The sequence below is a fragment of the Nanohaloarchaea archaeon SW_7_43_1 genome (assembly GCA_003009795.1).
Lineage (GTDB): Archaea > Nanohalarchaeota > Nanosalinia > Nanosalinales > Nanosalinaceae > SW-4-43-9.
Map to the genome: position 1 here is coordinate 627,969 of PXPE01000001.1, position 21,135 is coordinate 649,103.

Annotated in this window: 22 protein-coding genes and 1 tRNA gene; 16 read left to right on the plus strand and 7 right to left on the minus strand. The window is 42.7% G+C overall.

Annotated elements, in window-relative coordinates; translation table 11 throughout:
- Positions 1-3 precede the first annotated feature (3 nt).
- Positions 4-3,483 carry a hypothetical protein gene (locus tag BRC29_03685; GenBank protein PSG99201.1) on the plus strand — a complete coding sequence of 1,160 codons (3,480 nt, stop codon included), beginning with the start codon at positions 4-6 and terminating at the stop codon, positions 3,481-3,483.
- A gap of 6 nt (positions 3,484-3,489) precedes the next feature.
- The gene (locus BRC29_03690; GenBank protein PSG99202.1) at positions 3,490-4,503 is read left to right on the plus strand and encodes a DUF91 domain-containing protein; all 1,014 of its coding nucleotides are present in this window, start codon (positions 3,490-3,492) and stop codon (positions 4,501-4,503) included.
- A gap of 94 nt (positions 4,504-4,597) precedes the next feature.
- Here the strand turns inward: BRC29_03690 and BRC29_03695 are convergent.
- A tRNA-Leu gene (locus BRC29_03695) sits at positions 4,598-4,680 on the minus strand.
- A 202-nt stretch (positions 4,681-4,882) separates the two neighbouring features.
- Between BRC29_03695 and BRC29_03700 the strand changes: the two genes are divergently transcribed.
- Positions 4,883-5,527 (plus strand): hypothetical protein, encoded by a 645-nt coding sequence (locus BRC29_03700; protein ID PSG99203.1) that lies wholly within the window; start codon positions 4,883-4,885, stop codon positions 5,525-5,527.
- On the opposite strand, the gene BRC29_03705 is transcribed toward BRC29_03700, so the two are convergent.
- A complete protein-coding gene (locus BRC29_03705; GenBank protein ID PSG99204.1) occupies positions 5,524-5,982 on the minus strand; it encodes a hypothetical protein in 459 nt (152 codons plus the stop codon). The genes BRC29_03700 and BRC29_03705 overlap by 4 nt on opposite strands.
- 37 nt (positions 5,983-6,019) lie before the next feature.
- Entirely contained in the window at positions 6,020-7,750 is a 1,731-nt protein-coding gene (glmS, locus tag BRC29_03710; protein PSG99205.1) for a glutamine--fructose-6-phosphate transaminase (isomerizing), read from the minus strand.
- Positions 7,751-7,908: 158 nt separating this feature from the next.
- On the opposite strand from glmS, the gene BRC29_03715 reads away from it, so the two are divergent.
- The 3 genes from BRC29_03715 to BRC29_03725 all read left to right on the plus strand — a co-directional run bounded on the left by BRC29_03715 (position 7,909) and on the right by BRC29_03725 (position 10,555).
- Positions 7,909-8,814: a hypothetical protein gene (locus BRC29_03715; protein PSG99206.1), complete on the plus strand. Its 906-nt coding sequence runs from the start codon at positions 7,909-7,911 to the stop codon at positions 8,812-8,814.
- Positions 8,807-10,024: a hypothetical protein gene (locus tag BRC29_03720; protein PSG99207.1), complete on the plus strand. Its 1,218-nt coding sequence runs from the start codon at positions 8,807-8,809 to the stop codon at positions 10,022-10,024. Before BRC29_03715 ends, BRC29_03720 begins: the two co-directional genes overlap by 8 nt.
- Positions 10,025-10,123: 99 nt before the next feature.
- Entirely contained in the window at positions 10,124-10,555 is a 432-nt protein-coding gene (locus BRC29_03725; protein PSG99208.1) for a hypothetical protein, read from the plus strand.
- A 60-nt stretch (positions 10,556-10,615) separates the two neighbouring features.
- Here BRC29_03725 and BRC29_03730 read toward each other — a convergent pair whose 3' ends face one another.
- On the minus strand, positions 10,616-11,578 hold the full coding sequence (locus BRC29_03730; GenBank protein PSG99209.1) for an mRNA cleavage and polyadenylation specificity factor-like protein: 963 nt from the start codon (positions 11,576-11,578) through the stop codon (positions 10,616-10,618).
- A gap of 51 nt (positions 11,579-11,629) precedes the next feature.
- Here BRC29_03730 and BRC29_03735 point away from each other — a divergent pair, with 51 nt between their 5' ends.
- Both BRC29_03735 and BRC29_03740 read left to right on the plus strand, forming a co-directional pair.
- On the plus strand, positions 11,630-11,920 hold the full coding sequence (locus BRC29_03735) for a hypothetical protein (protein PSG99210.1): 291 nt from the start codon (positions 11,630-11,632) through the stop codon (positions 11,918-11,920).
- A 610-nt stretch (positions 11,921-12,530) separates the two neighbouring features.
- Entirely contained in the window at positions 12,531-12,926 is a 396-nt protein-coding gene (locus tag BRC29_03740; GenBank protein PSG99211.1) for a hypothetical protein, read from the plus strand.
- Between the two features lie 213 nt (positions 12,927-13,139).
- Here BRC29_03740 and BRC29_03745 read toward each other — a convergent pair whose 3' ends face one another.
- Positions 13,140-13,400, minus strand: coding sequence for a hypothetical protein (locus tag BRC29_03745; protein PSG99212.1), 261 nt, complete (start codon positions 13,398-13,400; stop codon positions 13,140-13,142).
- A 129-nt stretch (positions 13,401-13,529) separates the two neighbouring features.
- Between BRC29_03745 and BRC29_03750 the strand changes: the two genes are divergently transcribed.
- The 8 genes from BRC29_03750 to BRC29_03785 all read left to right on the plus strand — a co-directional run bounded on the left by BRC29_03750 (position 13,530) and on the right by BRC29_03785 (position 17,711).
- A complete protein-coding gene (locus tag BRC29_03750; protein PSG99213.1) occupies positions 13,530-13,766 on the plus strand; it encodes a hypothetical protein in 237 nt (78 codons plus the stop codon).
- The gene (locus tag BRC29_03755; GenBank protein ID PSG99214.1) at positions 13,748-14,311 is read left to right on the plus strand and encodes a hypothetical protein; all 564 of its coding nucleotides are present in this window, start codon (positions 13,748-13,750) and stop codon (positions 14,309-14,311) included. Before BRC29_03750 ends, BRC29_03755 begins: the two co-directional genes overlap by 19 nt.
- Positions 14,312-14,354: 43 nt before the next feature.
- Positions 14,355-15,017, plus strand: coding sequence for a hypothetical protein (locus BRC29_03760; protein ID PSG99215.1), 663 nt, complete (start codon positions 14,355-14,357; stop codon positions 15,015-15,017).
- 56 nt (positions 15,018-15,073) lie between these two features.
- Entirely contained in the window at positions 15,074-15,616 is a 543-nt protein-coding gene (locus BRC29_03765) for a hypothetical protein (protein ID PSG99216.1), read from the plus strand.
- Between the two features lie 156 nt (positions 15,617-15,772).
- The gene (locus BRC29_03770; GenBank protein ID PSG99217.1) at positions 15,773-16,015 is read left to right on the plus strand and encodes a hypothetical protein; all 243 of its coding nucleotides are present in this window, start codon (positions 15,773-15,775) and stop codon (positions 16,013-16,015) included.
- A gap of 39 nt (positions 16,016-16,054) precedes the next feature.
- Complete coding sequence (locus BRC29_03775) at positions 16,055-16,465, plus strand: hypothetical protein (protein PSG99218.1); 411 nt, start codon at positions 16,055-16,057, stop codon at positions 16,463-16,465.
- 146 nt (positions 16,466-16,611) lie between these two features.
- Positions 16,612-17,298 (plus strand): hypothetical protein, encoded by a 687-nt coding sequence (locus BRC29_03780; GenBank protein ID PSG99219.1) that lies wholly within the window; start codon positions 16,612-16,614, stop codon positions 17,296-17,298.
- Positions 17,295-17,711, plus strand: coding sequence for a hypothetical protein (locus tag BRC29_03785; protein ID PSG99220.1), 417 nt, complete (start codon positions 17,295-17,297; stop codon positions 17,709-17,711). The genes BRC29_03780 and BRC29_03785 overlap by 4 nt, the downstream gene beginning before the upstream one ends.
- Positions 17,712-17,768: 57 nt before the next feature.
- On the opposite strand, the gene BRC29_03790 is transcribed toward BRC29_03785, so the two are convergent.
- Both BRC29_03790 and BRC29_03795 read right to left on the minus strand, forming a co-directional pair.
- Positions 17,769-20,501: a hypothetical protein gene (locus BRC29_03790; GenBank protein PSG99221.1), complete on the minus strand. Its 2,733-nt coding sequence runs from the start codon at positions 20,499-20,501 to the stop codon at positions 17,769-17,771.
- Positions 20,444-21,067, minus strand: coding sequence for a hypothetical protein (locus BRC29_03795; GenBank protein PSG99222.1), 624 nt, complete (start codon positions 21,065-21,067; stop codon positions 20,444-20,446). The genes BRC29_03790 and BRC29_03795 overlap by 58 nt, the downstream gene beginning before the upstream one ends.
- Positions 21,068-21,135 lie beyond the last annotated feature (68 nt).

The following is a 21,135-nucleotide window of genomic DNA, read 5'->3' on the forward strand; positions in this document are numbered from 1 at the left end:
AATATGGCTGAGGAACAAAAACTATCTGTAGAAGTCGGACAACTAAAGGAAGAAACACTGGAAAAACTAAACCTCGAAGGGAAGAGCAAAGTCAAAGAGCGAGGGAAGAAGATAAGCACTGAAGACATCAAGTCTGACACCCTTCCTGAGGCATTCACCGAAGATAACCTTATCCTGCCTATATTTGACCTTCTCAACCTTGAAGCTAAAAGAGAAAAGAGGTTTCAGTGGGGAGACAAGAAAAGAGCAGTAGACTACGAATTAGAAAATGAAAACGGCGACCAATTCCTTCTCGAAGCCAAAAAAATAAACTCTAATCTCACATCCAACAGGTCAGGAGCAGCAGTAGAACAAATAAAACAAGTCTTCCAATTAAGTGAAGTAAAACAAAGCTACGAGTTCGGAATCGCCACAGACGGACTCACCTGGATAATAATCAATAAAGACGGCGAGGAAGTTGATCAATTAAATCTCGAAAAAGACATTTTCCGACTACAAGAACTTCTAAAAGGAGAAAGAAAACCAGTATCAGAAAGAAAACAGGAAGAAATAACAGACAAATTCTACAACTGGTACGACGCACTTCTGCACGGCGGAAAATACAAAGACAGAAACGATGAAACCAAGCACATAGCTGAAGAAGACGCCTTCGTCAACAATATATACTCAGCCAGAGATGAAGACAAGCCAGAAATCGCCCAAACGATAGCTAACCGATTAATTTTTATCAAATTCCTACAGTCAAAAGGAATAATCCAAGATGACGTTCTCGCAGAGCTTGCAGAGTTGGATGAAAGCAATCTCAACCAGAAAATGAAGGAACTATTCTTCCAAGTAATGAATACTCCTGAAGAAGAACGAGTAAACATATCTGAGAACTTTGAAGATATACAATATCTTAACGGCTCGCTGTTCAAACGAAATGACGCAGAGGAAAGAAATGTAGGTTATCAGGTAAAGTACGACATCCTGCACCGATTCGTAGAGTTCCTCGACAGATTCGCATTTGTAAACGAAGAATCACTGGAGGAAAAAGAAGCAATCGACCCGAGAATTCTTGGCTACATCTTTGAACGGGCGATGACAGATGCAGAGAGAAAAAGCACAGGAGCATACTACACACCAAGAGCAGTAACTCAATACATCGCGGAGGAAACTGTATATCCTACAGTATTAGAGAAGGCTAACAACTTATTGAAGGAGGAGAAGGGCTACAAAGATGAAGAACTCTACGACTCCGTAGACGAGATGATAAGAAAATGCAGGAGTCTATGGGATATTCGACAGAAAATACTTGTAGAAGACTTTAGAGTAGTAGACCCTGCCTGTGGTTCAGGAGCATTCCTGCTCGCAGTGGCAAACATTCTCTGGGACATCCACAAAAGAATCGGAGAACAACTCGGAGACTCCGAAGCTGATAACGATGCCTGGCTCAAGAAGCTTATTCTACGCCACAATATCTACGGAGTAGACATCAACCACAACGCTACAGAAATCGCTCGACTACGACTATGGCTCTGGCTTGTAGACTCCTTCGACAGAAACAATCTCGAAGCACTTCCAAACATCGACTACAAGATAGTCTCAGGAAACAGCCTGACAGGCTTCGCAGACATTACACAGATGAAACAGGAAGGAGAACTATCAGGACAAAACAATCTGGCGAAGTGGGAGGATGAAAATATCCCAGAACTATTCAAGCAGAAGAACGAGAAGACTACAAGATACGAAGAAATCACAGGAGATGAGGCTGACGAAGTAAAACAGGAGATTGAAAAGCTGGATGACAGGATAAATGACCTTCTCAACGACTACTACATCACCTGGGTTAAATCTGACGGCGTAGCCCTGAGCCAAGACGAAATCCGAGAGCTTGACGTTTTTCACTGGGGTGCAGAGTTCTCCAGGGTATTTGACCCAGCGAAAGAACCAGAGGAAAGAGGCTTCGATGTAATCGTAGGAAATCCTCCGTACATCAGGATTCAAGAACTAAAACAAACTCAAGAGAAACTGGTTGAACTCCTTGGAGAGCTTGATGAATATGAGACTCCCTACTACAACTATGACATAGCTCTACCATTCGTAGAACGGTCTCAAGACCTGATGAACAACTCAGGTAAACTTGGATTTATTATGACCAGCAAGTGGCTGAAGACAAGATATGGCGGAAAACTTAGGTCAAAGCTCGTTGAAGAGCAGTCAGTATTAGAATTAGTAGATTTCACCGACCAACAAGTCTTCAAAGGTGTAAATACCTACACACTACTGCTTTTCCTCAATAAGAAGGAGAATGAAATTATAGACTATGCAGAAATCAACGAGATAGGAAACGGTCTAAGAGATAAACTATCTAAGGTTGGAACTTATGTTGAGAATGAACAGATGAAATCCTACGAGTCGAAATATACAACTTTGGATGAAAACTCTTGGGCTTTTGCTACCAAAGAAGAAGGTAACCTGCTCGAAAAGCTTTCTGATAGCAAAACCTTAGATGATGTCACTGAAAAGATATTTGTCGGTATACAGACCAGTAGAGACCCTGTTTACATTCTTGATGTAAAAGAAAGGAAAGAGGATACACTTATCTGTGAATCAAAGGCATCAGAGAAAGAATTTGAAATAGAAAAAGGAGTATGTAACCCGATATTCAAGGGTAGAGACTTCAAAAAATGGACTAATAAGAGAAACGAAAAAGTGGTTCTGTTCCCTTATAACATAGTAGAACAGAATGGCGAAAAAGATGATGAACTCATAACCCCTGGAGAATTTTCGATGCAATACCCTTTGGCCTGGCAGTACCTAAATGAATATAAGGATGAGCTTGAAGCCAGAGAAAGCGGAAGAATGGAAGGAGAAGATGAGTGGTATGGTTATGTTTACCAGAAGAATCATATCAGGTTCGATGAAAAAAAACTGATGACCCCTGTCCTCGCTAACTCCTCAAGATTTTCGATTGATTATCGTGGGAACTCTATGTTCGTAGGCGGCGGTAACGGAGGAGGATATGGTGTATCTGTAAAGGACGAATACAGCCAAGAATTAATTGCGGTTCTGCTTAATTCCAGACTGTTAGAATGGGTAGTTCAGAAAACAAGCTCTCAGTTCAAAGGCAACTCATTCTCCTACGGAAAACAGTATATCGAAGGGTTGCCTATTAACACAGGAAGGCACACAGAACAGCTTGAAACTTTGACCGAGGACATCGTTGAACTGATAGAAGAGTCGAGAGAGCAGAATGAAGAGGAGATAACGATTCTTGAAAATGTTATTGACTTCCTGGTTTACGAGATGTACTTCGATGGGAAATTCGATAACAATCTGCTTGAAGCAGTAGAAGAAGCACTATCCGATGTATCTGAGCCAAAGGAGAAATCAAGAAAGATTAGAGACTCTTCAGACATTGAAGAAACTGTGACAGATATGAAGGAAGATGAATGGATAGAAATCGTGGACTCAAACAAGCTAAGGGAAAAGACCTGGTGATATACAGTGTTTTCAATAGACAAGGATAACATAGAGCTTGAAGCAGTAGAGAAAGAGGACTTCGCAAAACTTGATATACTGGAGAGACAGGATCTGGAGGAATGGGTGATCGAGCAGCCAAAAATACTCGGAGAGGACCTACTTGTCATAGGCTCGGAACTTCAGAACTATGAAGACATCAACGAAAGACTCGATGTTTTGACACTCGACAGAGACGGAAATCTCGTAGTAATCGAACTCAAAAGAGACAAAGCTGACAAGACCACAGACCTTCAAGCGATAAAATACGCATCTTACATTGCGACATTCACAGCTGAAGACATACAAGAAGAATACCGAGACTTCTGGAAAGAACGCAGAAACAAAGAAATAACACCTGAAGAAGTCGGAGAAATGTTCAGCAGTTTCCTTGAAGATTCTGACAAGGAACTAAGGAAGACAGACAAAGGCTTCATCGACTTCTCTCTGAACGATAAACCAAGGATAATGTTAGTAGCAGGCAACTTCGGAAAAGAAGTAACAAGTCCCGTCCTCTGGCTTACACAAGAATACGGCGTAGACATCACCTGCGTAGAACTCGAAGCATTCCAACACCAAGAAAGAATACTAATCAACTCCCGCCAGATAATCCCTGTTCCCGAAACCGAAGAATATATGGCTAAACGCCGTGAGAAACAGGAGAAGCAGGAAGCCAGTAAACGCCGAGGAAGAGCATTACCCGTCCTCACCGAAGAGGGATACCTGGAAGAGGGCGACACTCTTTATTTCAATCCCGAGCAAGTTCCTGAAGATTTCAAGAAAGAGTATAAACGTGAAGATAGCTTCTGGAAAGCAGAATTTACGGGGAAAACTGGTAGAAGTGACAATCTGGAATGGGGAAAAGACAATAAGGAATACTCTCCAACAGGGCTGGCAAAAGAAATCTTGGACAGAAATAAACCATTAGACGGCAACGATTACTGGATACATCCAGCTCATAATAACAGAACTCTGAAGCAGCTTAGAAATAACGAGGCATAGGTGTTTTTTCTGAAATATTTTGTCCGGTACCAGGCTCAGACTCCAGCTTCCCTCATAGATCTAGAGCGTTGCCTGATCCGTAGAACTAAGGGCTTGCGGGGGACAGGATTCGAACCTGCGAACCGCTAGAGGACTGGCTCCTAAAGCCAGCGCCTTTGACCACTTGGCTACCCCCGCGAAGCGATTTGCTTGCCGATTATGCTGAGTGGTCGGCAAGAGCTTCTTGGCTTGCTCCGCTAGAACCTACTTATAACAAGGTTTCAAGAGCTAATATTTTTAATACAGTTGCCCGATCATTCCCAGGTTTTCGGATCGGGATAGAAAACTGTTTAAAAACTGGTTTTCAATCTGTTTACAGGGGTTTTTGAGGGGGTAACATTTGATAGAATACAATGATTTCGAGATTTACTGGGATGGACATGCATCAGTGAGAGTTGTAGATGAAGGTTTCACAGTCGCTGTTGATCCTTTTGACAGGGTTTCACCTGATTTTGAGGCTGATCTTGTTCTTGTAACTCATGGTGATTCCGGTCATTTTGATCCTGGAAAGATAGAGGATGTATGTTCGGGTGATACCTGTGTTGTAGTACCTCATTCAGTTGATTCGTCTGAAATCAAGTGCAGTGATGTGGAAACAGTTGATGAAGGGGAAATAATTGATATATTTGGAATCACCCTTGAGACAGTTCCTATGTACAATGAACACCACCAGAAAGGGGAGGGCCTAGGTTACAGGTTTGAGATGAGAGGTTCCAGTTTTTTTGCTGCTGGAGATACCGGTCTGATTGATAAGTTCTTTGAACTGGAGAACCGTGTTGATGTGGCTTTTCTGCCTGTTGAAGGCGAGTTTACCATGGACATTGATGAAGCAATTCAATCAGCTGTAAGGATCAAGCCCGAGCTGGTGGTACCTTATCATTATGGAGAACCATTCTTCTCCGATATAGATGTTGATCTGAAGGCTTTCCGGAACGAGCTAGAGGATAGGAATATTGGATGCAGAGTTATGGAGAGTGAAAGTTAAACCAGTGCTGAAAGGCTGAGAATTTGTTCTGCGACAAATTTTCTTATCTTGTTGACCTTGCCGGTGGTGCTGTACTCTATTTCTCCACTCCTTAGCTTGGAGTTCAGTGACTTGATAGGGTCTTCTGATGCAGTGATGTTTGCAATCTGTTTCTCCGTCGTGTTGACTTCTAGAGTTGCGTTGCTGTATTTTTTCATCTGGATTTCAGTAATGTTTGTTCCATCCATTATGACACCGACTTCTTCAGTTCCGTTCTCTACTTCAACTCGGATATTGATGATCTGGTCTCCTACAACAGATCCAAGGAATCCGGGGACATTCTGCGCGAAGTAATTGGCTTCCTCTACCAGGTGATCTGTATTGTTTTCATTTAGCTGATCCGCTGTGAAAATGTGACCTGAACCGGTTGCTATCATGAGTAGAGCTGCAGCGAGGAGAACGGTTTTCTTTCTCATAAATATTAATGGGAACTGCTATTATTTAATATATGGCTTACTTTACAGTAACGCTCTTCGCCAAGTTTCTGGGCTTATCAGGGTTATTTCCTTTCTTCAGTGCAGTCTTGTATGCAAGCATCTGGAAAGGCACAATCTGCAGGATTTCAGAGTTCTCATCATCTGGTATCTGGATAAACTGTTTGAAACCTTCAATTTTTTCTTTCCCGGAACCGATTATGTCTGCGCCCCGGCTCTTGGCCTCTGCAATATTCGACATCATTTCTTCATCCCCCTCTCCAAGAATTCCGACTACAGGTACTCCTTCTTCTATAAGCGCGAGGGTTCCGTGTTTGAACTCGCCGCCGGGAAATGATTCTGCATGTATGTAGGACAGTTCTTTCAGCTTCAGCGCCGATTCCCTGGCAATTTCGTACCCTGTGCTTCTCCCGATGAAGTAAACGTTCTCCTTTTTCTGTAAGTATTTACTGAGTTCTGTAACTGTCTCTTCATTTTCCTTGAGAACGTTCTCAACTTTTGAAGCTGTTTCAACTAGTGATTCTCTACCGGCTTCCAGTTCTCCCTGAGCGGTGTAACTCATCATTTTCAGTACTGTAAGCTGGGCGGTGAAAGCCTTTGTGGATGCGACCCCTATTTCCGGACCTGCATTGACATAAAGGGTATGCCCCGACTGTCTGTCAAGTGTGGATCCGACAACATTGACGATTGAAAGCACTTCTGCATCAACTTCGTCAAGGAGTGAGAGCAAGTCCGCTGTTTCCCCGCTCTGGCTGATCGCAATAATCAGGTCGTCTTCAGTTATTTCATCGGATCTGTATTCAAGTTCATGTGACTGCTCTACTTCAACTCTATGCCCTGCCTCTCGCAGATACTTGGCTCCCAGTGATGCGGCGTAGCTGGATGTTCCACATCCGGTCAGGTACACTCTTTCAGCATTTTCTATCATATCCACTGACTTCTCCATATCTTTCCGGTCCTGAAGCGCGGCTCTCTTGATAGTTGTGGACTGCTCGTAGATCTCTTTCTCCATGAAGTGGTTGTAACCCTGTTTTGAGGCTTCTCCTGCGTCCCAGTCTATCTCCCTGTATTCGAAATCTTTCTTTTTACCTTGACTGTATATCTGGATTTCTTCGTCAATTACTGCGTAGTCGCGGTCCTCGAAGAAATAGGCGTCTTCAACTTGGTTGAGGAAAGGAGTAACATCGGATCCCAGGAAGATTTCACCATCGGTTTCTGAGACTACAAGTGGTGAACCCTGTTTCATGGCAAGCATTTCTCCTGTGTTTAAACTGGCGAGAACAGCGTAGGAACCCTCTATCCTGTCCATAACATTTTCACACACTTCCTTAAGACCGTTAGCTTTCTCCAGTTCTCTCTCGATCAGATGGGGTATTACCTCTGTATCTGTATCGGACTTCATCTCCACGTCAAGTTCCTGCTTTATCTCCTCATGGTTGTTGATTATACCGTTATGTACAACCGCAACATGTTTGTCTTCCCCTACATGCGGGTGGGCGTTAGTATCGTTTACCTCTCCATGTGTGGCCCAGCGGGTGTGTCCAATCCCTGTTTTTCCATCAAGCTGTTCCTCGATATCTGTATCTAAGACATCTTCAATCGTTCCTTCTCCCTTCTCTATCTTGAGCGATGGATTTCCTACCGTGGCGATCCCCGCAGAGTCATAACCTCTGTACTCAAGTTTTTCCAGGGCTTTTCTGACTATTCCTGAAGCGTCCTCACTTCCCTTATAACCGATTATTCCGCACATAACTACATCCAATAAAACACAGTTCTTATCTTATAAATAAGCCAGTTCAAGCTTTCTCTGACAGGTTTCCGGCATACTTATATATTAGATGATGGTTTTCACGGTATTTCCCGGAGATGCAGTAACAAATTTATAACACCGGTAATAATTCTGTCTTAATGGTAAGGATTCTCAGGGACAACAGCGAGATAGTAGAGTCAGAGGAAATCCGGGAGGAAGAGCTGAAAGCACTGAGCGATCCTATCCGTGTAAAAATAATGAGAAAACTGGGGGAGAACCCTTCCTACCCTGCGAAAATCTCCAAAGAGCTTGAAATACCGAAGCAGAAAGCATACTACCATTTCAGAATTCTGGAGGAAGCCGGTTTGATCAGCGAAGAGAGACAGGAGGAAAAATCAGGAGGCATTGCAACATTCTACACTCCTTCAGAAGATGCCTTTCATATTGATCTGGGTGCTGAGGGTTCGAATACAAACTTTGAGCCTTTCGAAGATGCTGGAAGCTTTCTTCAGCCTCTCGTAGAAGACGGGAAACTGGATGGAAAGATTGTAGTTGGTTCTCCTGATGAACATGGGCCGGACCAGGTAAGAGCCCGGGACGGACATCTGGCGGGAGAAGTGGGGTTGAAACTGGGTAAGTATGCAAGCACAACTGAATCAAGTATCCGGCTTGACACGGAGATATTCCTGTCAGAGGCTTTTGAACAGAACCTCCTGATGATAGGAGGGGTGCTGACAAATACTGTAACCAGACGTTTCAATGATGAGTTCCCTGTCAGCTTTGAGGGAGAAAGCTTTCCTTACAGAGGTTTTGATACACCTGAGAACAGTTATACTGATGCAAAAGCCGGATTTATAGCCCGAGCGGAGAATCCTGAATCTGAGAATAAGTATGTTTACCTGATTGCGGGCGTTCAAAGTGATGGCACTCGAGCAGCTGTTCAGGCTTTCAAGGATGTGGATCATTTATTTGAAGCAGGACAGACATACACTGTAATCAGGGGGCAAGACATGGATGGAGACGGGGAGATTGATGACTATGAGGTTTTAGAAGAAGATGAGTGACTGGGAGGTCTTCCAGAGAGACGTTCTCGATGTACTGAGGCAGTACGAAGGATACTTTGACTTCTTCGAGAGAGTCGGAAGTCTCAGCGATGATTCTAGGCCTGACTGTTTTGGAAGAATTTGTCGGGAGGAAAAAAAGGAAATCTGGGTTATCGATGCCAAAAACAAAGGAGAAGTAGATAAAGAAGATCTCCAGAGAATGCAGAACTATATCGAAATGCTTCAGGCCAATCCTATAGACGCCGGGCTCGAAATATCGGAAATATCAGAATACAGCTTCAGAGGTATCTTCGTGACCTCATCGGATTCCCGAGTGAAAGAGTTTGAATCAGTTGCATTCAACTCGCTGCACCAGTTCCTGCAGAAAGAACTTGTCTATACTGATACTGATCGAGTAGTTAGAGATGTCTCCAAAATGATGGAGAGGCAGGAGCTGACACAGAGCCAGGCCCGATTACTTTTCCGATCGCTGAAACCGTATGAGGATAGATTCCAGCAGGGGATCAAGCTGTTGAAAGATATAGAATCGGATTATATCGGTCTTGAAGTTAAGGAACCACCTATCAGCAGTTTCGACTACAGTGTTCCGGTTGATGCAGTTGTAACCCATGAAAAGCGGGAGGTGGCTTTCCTTTTCGACATACCTTACTCTTGGGACGTAGTAAAGTCGGTGGATGACAAAGCGGAGGAGATAAAGGAGGTGCTTGAGAATATTGATAAGGAAGTCTACTATGCTGCGATCAACACTTTCGGGGAACATGAATCAGAGTATTTTGTGAAACCTGAAGAGATCGAAAGGGAAATTAGAGAAACCGCTGGGGTCCTGTCACCTTCTGAAGTTGTAGATATTTTCCAGCCGAAGATAAGAACTGAGAAAGAGTTTGAGGATGGCGAGATAAGGTTAAAAGGTGAAGAAACAGATTTCAGGATGGCTGTATCGTCTCGAAACGATATCAGACACAGGGTAGAGGCAGTCCTTCCGGAGAAGGCAGCAAATGAGATAAAGAACAGTTTCATGAACTCACATACAGATCTGGGTAAAGTTGTTGACAACAGGTTTGTTCTGGAGTTTGAAGTCACAGAGGATTTCGGTATCCGTACGGATCAGGAGAAAAGCTTCAAAGACTTTAAAGACTCGGTTAAAAGCATATTTGGATCTTCAGTTAACCCTGTGCTCGGCAAAAAAGTATCGGCAAGGAACTCCCTGTAACCACTTTTTTGTAGTTGATATTGACCCGGGCCTTCAGCCTGTTCACAAGGATTTCACATTCCAAACTTATAATTTTCTAGTTCAACCTAAATTAATTTTATGCGAACAGAGAAATACCGCCAGAAACAAAAACTGATTGAAGTAACTTATAGGCTAGATAGGGATCTAGATGCTCTGATAGTTGAAGGTTTCTGCGACAAACAAGTAATGCGGAAACTGGGGTTCGAAGGTAAAATATTTCTCTCCGCCGAGAGAAAAACGGAACTGCTCGCTGAGGATGTTGAGAGGGGAGCGGAAAAAGTCGCAGTTCTAACTGATTTTGACTCCCACGGAAAAGAACAGAACCGTAAAATTAGGCAGCAACTTAAGGACAAAGTTGACGTATTAAACTCTGCACGTGAAGAGTTTGGCACCCAATTGACATCAACCGGGAGAAGAACTGTAGAAGATATTGAACCACTTCTCCACTCCAAAGAAGAAAAATTTGTAGACGCAGCACTGGACCAGCTGTACATCGGAACAGGGAGCTAGTTGTACTAAATCAGGTTATCAAACGGTATTCATGGCTTTCCTAAAATCCAAGTGAATTCATCAGAAATCGGTAAGACTTGACTGATTATTCTTTAGCGCCCTTGCGTTAATGTCTTTTTCCCGGGAGAGATATGAGGCAAATGCTTCGTCGAAACCGTGGTGGGTGTATACTTTTTCCGGATCAACTTTCTCTACAACTTCTACTAATTCATCGAAGTCACAGTGATCGGAGAAAGGGAATCCTTTGTCGTATTCTCCTCTGTATTTGAAGGAATCATTCACCGCCCATCCTGAGAAACCTGCTTTTACCCCGCCGTGTTTTTCGACCAGGTTTTCGATATAATTTGCCTGTGAGCAACGGGTTGGGGCCACCATTATGCCGTTATCTTCTAGAACCGATTTGTTCTCACTGTATTTCATGGCACGGAAATCCAGGTCAGAGTTTTTCTCTATGACATCGTTCATCTTCTTCACAGCGCCGTGGGCGATGATCGGTTTATCAGTTACCTGTTGGACAAGATGCTGGATCTTCTGCGCTTTTCCAAGGGAGTAAACGAATAGTAATAGAGGTCTTTCAGTGTCCTTTACCCAGTCTTTAATCTCTTTCTCGATCTCTTTTTGATCCGGGAAACGGTAGCTTGGAATACCATATGTTGATTCTATTATGAGCTCCTCCGCTTTTACAGGGTCAAATCCGTCAATATAGGCCCGGTCCCTAGTTGCCACATCACCTGTGTAAAGAACTTCATCATTGATTAATGCAGCTGAAGAACCTATTATATGGCCGGAAGACATCAGTTCAACGTTTTCAGACTCAACAGTATCGATGGATACGTCAAACCTTGTCTCTGTAATTTCTCTGGTAACCTGGGAACATATGACAGTGCCTGAATCCTTTTTCAATGCATGATCTGCGTGTGCGTGTGAAACTATACTGTAGTCCTGATCGCCTTTGTAACTGTCTAAAGCGAAACTTGTATCGCCTTCCACTCTGATACCGTTCCTGTGTTTTATCTCTGTCATTGTGTTAGTTTTAATACCAACTTCTACTAATTTGTTTTAAAGTTTGAAACAATGATTGATACAAACATAGATTTAGCTGAGAATGATAAGCTTATAGAGATCTCCAAACCGTTGTTCTACGGTTTTACTGTCCTAGCTGCGTTTACTTTGAGTATTTCACCAGCCTATGCCGGAACCCTTCTTGGGGTAGCAGTTATGGCCTCAATTTGTTTTGTTTCGGTAGGTCTCTCGAATACGGTAGACGAGGACTGGCAGCGAGTACTTCGGATTATTGCCGTGGTAAGTCTGCTTGGAGCGCTTCTTGCAGGAGCCTACATCTCAGCTACTCTTTCGATGGTCTAGTTATCAAACCTTCTTTTTCTCTTCTTTCTTCCGGTCAAAATCTCATTTAAAGCTGAGGTTTGAAGGAGTTACTGTAGGGGTCGTAGCTCAATTGGCAGAGCGTCCGCCTCCAGAAACTGTTTTTGGAGGAATGAGACCGGTTACCGGTCAGTGATTAAATCTCTAGCATGCGATGCAAAGACATGGCCTACGATAATCGAGCTTTCAAAAGTTCACGGAGCTAGCGGAAGGTTGCAAGTTCAAGTCCTGCCGGCCCCATCATCTCACAAATTAAACACGCATATCCAGTAAAGTAGATGTTCAGAAAGGAACAAGCACCAGTTGGTGAAGCACTGGAAAAATTTGAAGAGAAAGGCTACGATCTCAAAGATGTAAAGGAATTGGCGGATCTGATCGGAAAGCTATAGCCCTTCAGATAATCTATAGGCTTATTAGCGTCACGGGACTAGTACAGGGATGTGGGAGTCCTGAATGGTGAGCCCTTTTTAAAGGGTGGCGCCTCAGGCATGGGCCCTCAAATACTAGAGGGCTTCCCACTATAATCATACCACCGCTATCGATAATTAATCTTTTCAGCAAAGAGATAAAGATTGCATTATAACTACTCAATATGAAGGAGAAAAACTGGTATCCAGCGGTAGAAGACATAGAAAAAGTCCATGATGATGTCCTGGAACAAAACCCGGAGAAATATCCTGGAACACGAGTGAGTCCGCTGACAAGAATCCCAGAAGTGATTACAGAAGCTAGAAACACGCCAGGACACTACAAAAGTGCAGCAGTCCTGCTTAAACGAATAGCCTCAGAACATGTCTTCGAGGACGGAAACACAACAACAGCAATCCTAATAGCTAAAAAATTCTTGGAAAGAAACAACAAAGAATTTAAGCCTAACGATCATAAATTAACAGGTAAGGTAGCGAATAACCACGGACTATACTCTGTGGAGGAAATCGCCCACTACTTCAAAACAGGTGAAATAGATGAAACAAAATACAGCTCATAAAAACTCCAGACTGTCAGATGAAGAAGTAGAAGAGCTAATAGAAAGAAATCAAGAGCTCATAGAATACCTTAAATGACGTTCTCTCCGACCTCAGGAACATAGCATTAGAACGGATATAAAAGACCCTATGTTATCTTCACAATTCATTATCTATACAGTACGATCTGATTGCAACTGACCCCTTCTCTCCCCGCCGTCTCCCTTATTTTTTCTTCAAAGTTTTTCCTCGACTTTCCTGGCCTTATTATAGTACCTGACAGAGGACAGAACTATGAGACTGCTCAGAGATGATAGCTGGACAAATAACTTGTCTCCTAAAGTATCTACAAAAACTGCTGAGATAGCTATTGAAGTAACTCCCGCAAATACAAGTATATTGCCATAGGTCAGCATGCGTCTATGAAAAGCGGAATAATATCTCTTTGATTTTTCTTCCTCTGAGTTTGCCGATAGGAATCTATCCAGAATCTCCATAATTTAAATTAAGTTCAGTGCGTTATATAGTAGGAGCTCTCCAGTTCTGCAGATAAAAATTAAAACTCGTTTTCCTAAGTAGGTTTCTACGAATCAGCCGCCGCTAGTAAATACAATCAAAGAGTAGATTTGCCTGGTATAGGTGGTGATTTCACATGTATTGATGTCTGCTATGGAACAGCTTATGATGAAAACGGTCTGGAACTAGTTACTGTTGAAGAATGTATCGAAGAAAGTTATGATGTAGACGTTGAAGTGAAGAATGTTGGAACAAACAGCGAGTTCCACTCCTATATAATATCTCGGCCAACCACTGTAAATATAGGTTTTGAAAAGGAGAAGTATTCATGGCAGATAGAAAAATAACTGATACTGAGGAAGTTGCCCGGAGTAAAATAGAAAGTAACTTCGACCATGTTCTTAGGACTACTCCGAGAGCTATCGAAAAGTTTGAGGAAAAACACCCGGACATATGTGAACTGGTCAACCAGAAAGTACAGGAGGAAGGAATTAATGACCTGGGAAATGTTTTTCGGCCAGGTGTACCGGACTTTCTGGGTTTTAATGAGGATGGCAGTTACCGGTTTATTGAGGTAAAAGGAGGTGGCGACGGATTAAGGCATTCTCAGATGAAATGGTTCAAGGATTTCAAAGATCTGAACTCTGAAATCTGGTTCACCGATAGCAACGAAGGCTCGACGGAGAAAATGAATTCGGATAAACTGGATCTTTACAGCCTGAAGACAGGATCCGTTGATAGAGGTCAAGCCAAGGTTAAGGATTCTGATGAAGAGGATTTTCTGTCTGTTCAGATACCTAAGACTCTGGCGGCGATGATGGAACTTGAGGTAGATGATAAAGTTGACTGGAATGTCAGTGATCGTTCTATTCTTGAGCTTGATACCGACTAGTCCTTATTGACCCTATTAAGAATTGATGCTTTATTTTGAATTTATGGTTTGTAAGTTGGATACAGAGTATACAGGAGATGAGTTCCTGGATGAAATGGATGAGCTTGTCGGGGCTGCGATGACACTTGAAAATAGGACGGATCAATACACTAGCGCCCTGAATAATTACGACAACGATGAGACAAGCGAGCACAGACTGAAAAACAAGATCCAAGACGTTGAGGGATCTCTGGAAATATTATATGATGCTCTTGATTCTGTAGATGAATTAATTGAAGAAGAAACATTGGTCGCATACATCGAAAAAGAGGATAAGAAAAACAAAATTAATCTAGATAAACTCTTCAGCCAAAAATCCCATGGTATAAGCCATAGTATCAATAATTTTGATGATCTTGTTACTGTTTCCCATTACCTGAACGACATTGGTACAGAAGCAGATGAAAGATATCTCCAACCTCATCTGGATACAGGTGCTCCAACCAGGATGGTAGCGGAGAAAAACCGGATCCTGAACGTTGATGGTAGAATCAATGACCTATACGAAAGAATTGCATCGAATGAAAAGTTGGCCAGAGAAAATACAGAGTCGGATGAAACAAGGAAAACATACTCACCCGAACCTCCGATATTCCGGATGCTAGGACACGAAGAACACGCAAGCCGCATCAACAGACTAAACGAAAAGTTCAAGAGAAAAAGGTAAAGTTCTACACGGCAATTTAAACAACAAACCAAATCAACCTTTATACAGATAACAGCATGACAAGAGAAGTACTTCTTCTAACAGGTAACCCTGACAAACTCAAGTCAGCTGAAAAGGCTTTTGAAGGAACAAGCGTGGATCTAAAACAAATTGATGAGGATAGCCCGGAGACCCAGGCATCAAGTAGTTTGAAAGTTGCAAGACACCCAGTCGAAAAAGCCATACAGGAATATGATAAACCAGTTATTAGAGAAGATCATAGCCTCTATCTTGATGCAGTTCCTGGGTTCCCAGGACCGTACTTGAGCTATTTCGATAAAAATATTCCAGCAGAAAGATTGTTAGAAATTCTTGAAGGTGAAAAACGTACCGGTTGCTTTGAGATTGGGACTGTGCTAGGATTTCCTAACGGCGAAATAGAGGAGTATGAATTCAGAGTTCCTATCGAGATATCTGAAGAGATCAAAGGCGAGGAAGGGAACTGGGATCGAGTTATGATGTTAGAAGGTGAAAATGAAACTTTTGCTGAGTCGAGTGGAGAGTTTAGATTAGATATTTGGAATCGGAACTACCGTAAAATTGCAGATGATCTGTCCTAGTCAGAACACAGCATAATAATAGAATTAGGAAACGCAGAAGAAGATATCTTTAGTAATACTTAGCTGTTCTTAGGAAACTCTTCACATACCTACGGTCATCTATATAAAAATTATTACAGGTTTACTACCTATTGGACACAACTAGAGGTTTTAATCATGAAGAAAGATTTCCGCAACAAACTAACATCAATCTGCCGGGAAACGGCTAAAACCCTGAAAATGGACAGGGATGGAGCCAGATGGTTCTGCGAAACAACAGAACTCAACATAAAAGACGAAGGCAAAATGATCTACCGATTCTATGTGATGGATAAAAACTCCGGTCATGAGTACCAAGTCAATGCAGTGATTGAAAAAGACGATATAACGGACTGGAATGTTAGAGAAGTCACAGAATAAATTTATAAACCGAGAAACAGCAATTTAACGTGTTAAATTATGCTTCACAACCAGATAAGAGATGAAGGAAACGGACTCTATCTAATTAAACAGTTGTCTGAAGATCATACCGACTTCAGTTTTGCCGACATAGAACAATCACTTCTACAGCAAGACTATGAGCACAAGGATGAGGGAAATGGAAACCAGACATCTGAGATTAAACTTGCCAACTCCGATACCGAGACCGTTATCAAATACAAATATGGAACTGATGAGGCCAAGTTTTACTTCACGGATCTTTCACCTACCAAAGAAAAAGTTCTTGACGAAGCACTTACAGTAGGACATATAGACGGAGCCTTCAGTCTCAAAAACCTGTACTCAATGGAAAACGACAATTCCAAAGATGAAATCGCATTCGGTACAGAAGAATACTGGAAGAAAGTAGACGAAATATACGGAAATTAAAGTTTAATTCTACTCAGGTTGCAGGAGAACTAGCGTCGCTTTGTACTATTGATATACTTTTTGAGCAAAACACTAAAGCCGAGTTTGTTAGTTATTCATATGAGTATCTAAGTAAGATTGTTAAATGTTCATGTGAATATCTAACCATGGTATTCGAGATCAGCACGGCTAGGAAAGAAATCTTACAAAAGCTATCCGAACAGGCCTGGACACCCACAGAACTAGCAGATGAACTCGGTAAGTCAAGAAATACCGTCTACAACCACTTAGAAGACCTCTACGATCAAGAAGTTTTAACAAAGAAAAAAGTAAAGGCGAAAACCCGGCCCAAAACCGAATATAGTATCGAAGACGGATTAATTCAATATATTACCGTATTACCGGATCAATACGCACAAAAGAACGTCAAGCTTACACCCGAAAAACAGACCGTCCTTAGAATATGGAGTTTACCCCAGAAAGAATTCCAACCATACGTTGAAAGGTACTGGTGGAAACTCAAAAACAAACTAGATTACCGTAAAGACATCAAATCAGTCGCAATCTACGGTTCAGTTGCAAGAGGAGAAGCAGACGAGGACGGCGATATTGATATCCTTGTAATAACAGAAGATAAGAAAACAAAGAAATTGGTCTCAGAAGAATTCGGCTCGATCCGGTTAGAATCAGAGGAAGGCAGCAAAATATGTATGACGGAAGCATACTCAATTGAGGAATACAGAAAGAGTCTAGAAAACAACAGTGACTTCCTCAACAGTATTAAAGACGAACTCCATATTGTATACGATCCGGGAAGAATCTTCCAAAATTCCGAGAAGGTGCATGATCAATGAGCAATGAAAGACAAGCCAAGGCATACTTGCGAGAAGCAGAGCTTACATTGGAATCCGCGAAAGCAATCTATAGGTCTTCGGAAAAATCAGGTGAAAAGTTATGGGCACAGGTCGTGAAAAACGGGTATGATGCCATAGAACAAGCCATATCGGCAGGGATAGCAAAAGAAGATGAGGTCATTCCTCGCGACCATCCAAGTATGATCAATACATTTATAGAACTCTATGGTCCTGAAGAAGATATAGAGGAATTACTTCTTCACTGGCTGCAGCTCCGCAGCAACACACAATATGTCGACATCCGTGGAGACGAAATCAACATACCTCACAAGCAGTTCACACAGGAAGATGCACAACAAATTCTTGAAGATATAGAAACCATTCTCAAATATATTCGAGAACAAATACGGTGAACAATTACTGAAAGAAATTTTTTTGCGCTAAATAGATCTAGTCTCTAAGACGTCACTTCAACTCAGTTTTAGGATGATAAGTGTTGTTGTGGTCAGTAATGCAATTACCTGGATTCCCTGTATTCCCGGTACTTGTCTTGTTCCCTGGCCCTGATCACTTGTTTCATTAACTATATCTACCATTGTTGAGTCACTTCCAAATGTTTTGGAGTTAACAGCATCGGCTCTAATGTAAAGCTCGCTTTCAGGATCACTCTTATCTAGCTTTGTGTTCCCGCCGTAGAACCTGACTTGGTGTGTCTGAGAGGATTCAGGGCTTACAGTGGTCTTGAAACTTGTTCCCTCCGTCGACTGAAAATCAGCAAACTGATAAGCCGAAGGACTACCCCCCGGATCCTCCATCGTAACCTCGTAAGTGGTTGCACTATCACGTGGATTAACTATGTCAAAACTAGTGGTCTTGAAGTCCCCTAATTGCACCGTTAGGTTGGAGTTTCTGAAGTTGATTGGGAAGTCTGAGTACCATGTGCCGTCGAAACACGTGATCTTGGGATCTCCTTGTACCTGTGTAATATTCACTGATTCACCTGGATCATATAGTTTTCTTACATCAGCATTCGTATCATAACGAGTATAATTCTCATCGAAGATACAGGCATTAGGATTCTCCTTCACACCGATCACCTTTCTAACTGTATCACAGTACTGTGAACTACAGTCCTGTGTAACCAGGTACTCTGAGGCATCATCTCCACCGCAGAAACCATAATCGGATGTACCTCTAGACGGTATAGCTACGTTTGAATAACTGGTACCGGTATCTACAGGACTGTAACTGGAGTTGTATTCTCCGTTTTCGGGATCAGAGGTAAGGCTGATTTGGTTGTCTGTCTGCAGTGGTTGGTTCCAGGAGTCATCGATTCCTCCTGTAACAGCCTTTGGATGGTCTTTGATGTAAGTTTTTGTGAACCATCTTGCACCATCGTTTCCGTACAGTATATTGGTTTGACATAGGTCGGCTCTGTAGTCTTGGTCTAGCCACATTGATAGTCCTTTGGAGTGGGTTCCACATACTTCTTGGTCTTTTTTGAGTCTTCCGGAGCTTTCTCCTTTCTCATCTCTTTGCTGTATACTTCCTTTAGGTTCGAAGTTCAGGTTACCGTTTTCATCGGTTATACACTGGTTTTTCATGCTTTCCGGTGTGCAGTATATTTGTCCGTCTTCCCATTCTCCTTTCTCGGATTCACCTAGTTCTCCGATTAGGTGTTCGTCTTCGTCGTCTCCACAAACCGGTTTTTCCATGTCAGGGTTGGAGTAACTTAGTTTGTCGAAGTTGATGTCTGCTGTAAAGGTTTTTCCGAGACCTGAGTTATCCATTGTGTCGGGGCTTCCTGTGTTGTGGCCGATACCTAGGTCGCTGCCACCGATATCACAGTTGAATTCTAACTGGTCTTTGGTTAGGTCGTCAGGATCTTTCCATGTACCATCACCTGAAATCAATCCAGCGTAACTGTTTGCGAATGCTTTATCGGTTTTGTTCTTCGAGTTGTCGCCTACATCTGTTCTTAGTCTGGTGTCTTGGTCTCTAGGGTAACAGTTACTTGGGGGGTATGGTTCTCCTGTATTATCTACTGATTGTTTCAGGTTTGGTGAATACGCCCATCTCTTGATTTTGTTTGAGTGTGGTTCCGAGCTGTACTTGTCTGGACCGAATTCTCTTTGATCGGATTGGTCTTGTACGCGGTTATGGATCCCCCAGAAATTCCATCTTACATCGTTTTGGTTGCTTTTTCCGTTGTCTGGCTCGTTTCCTGTTTCATCATAATCATCATCTCTCTGTCCCTCGAGGTATGGACCCCAGATAGGTGTTTCGTTTCCGAATCCTATACCGGCTTCTTCGGTTGCTGGCAGCGATCTGCCACCCCAGGTGCCTTTGTAATAATTAAATTCCTTGCCTCCTATCTCTTCAACTGCTTCTTCTGTATCTTTATCCCACCATCTTCCTCCTGCTCCTGAATTCGAGTCACTGACACAAGCCTCCTCGTCAAGCGAGTGACCGCCTTTTTCCAGGTTCTCATTGTTCCTCCCTATGTCTATAGTTGTTGATTCTGATCTCAGTTTGCCTCTGTAGACACATTTGTCACTGCTTCCAGTGTTTTTGTCCAAACCCCATCTTGCGTTGGGTGAGGAGATCTGGCTTTCTACCATTTCTGTGCCTCTGCTGTCTATCCAGACGTAGTACTTCGTTTCCGAGTCGCTTGCACACGCGTTCGTTACGGTTAGTTTTGTATCGTAGTTGCCTCTTGATCCGTATTTGTGGGAGGCGATCTGTCCTGAGCTGCTGCCTCCGTCTCCGTGGCTCCATGAGTAGCTGTAGATTGGCGGTCCGTCGTTGCTGCTTGAAGAGGAAGCGTCATAATCTATGTATTCTGCATTTTTGCCATAGCTGTAGTCTGCTGTCGGATCTGTCTTTCTTGTTGGACATCCTTTGGTCGTTGTATATGTTGTACAGGTTGAGCTGTTAGTGGAAGGATTGTTGCATCTGGCCACTTTCTTATCTGCTACTTCATCGCATTGGTCAGAGTAACTACATTTAGTACCTCCGCCACAGTCAGAGTCGGAGTCACAATCACCGGATACACCTGACCCGGAGCCTGAGCCTGAACCCGTTCCAGATCCACCGGTCTCATTCTTGTCACCTCCACACTGAGTTCTTTCCACACATCTCCAGCTTACTTGTGATCCACAGTAATAGCCGAACTTATCGGTGCACTCTTTTCTCTGAGACATTTCAGTGTCTTTACAATTGTCGCCATCAAAATCTCCATCATGTCCTCCACAGCCTTGATCTTTCCACTCAGTACATGTACATTTGCCAGTACATTCTTCGTGGTCATATTGCACGCTTTCACATTTAGAGGCATCGTTTCTTCTGGTGCTTTCCTTGCAGCCGCCATTAGAACAAGTATGAAACACCCTATCTCCTCTTTCAACCAAGTCATCTTCTCTTCCATCATTATCATAATCCTCACATCCATCCCTAAAGTTCTCACAACCATCCTTTTCAGTACAATCTTTCGTACTAGAATCCTCACACTCCCAACCGCCATTGGAGCTTGTATCACAGGTGGCTGACTGCTCTGCTTTTGTAGTACGGTCTTTACAGTAACTGGAACACTCGGGTCTAGGCGAGTCTTTTTCCGAATATTCTTTGGGTCCAGGGTCACAAGTTTGCCTACCATAGGTTTCGTCACAATTACCGTACTCACGGCAATAATGACCTGTTTCATCATAATAACAGGTGTCGAAAGCACCATTATTGATACCACAGTACTGAGTCCCATACCAATCCTCATCGTGGTATGCGGTTGCGATGCTTGTAAGAGATATAATCACTATCGCTAAAGCAAGTATTATTCTGGTT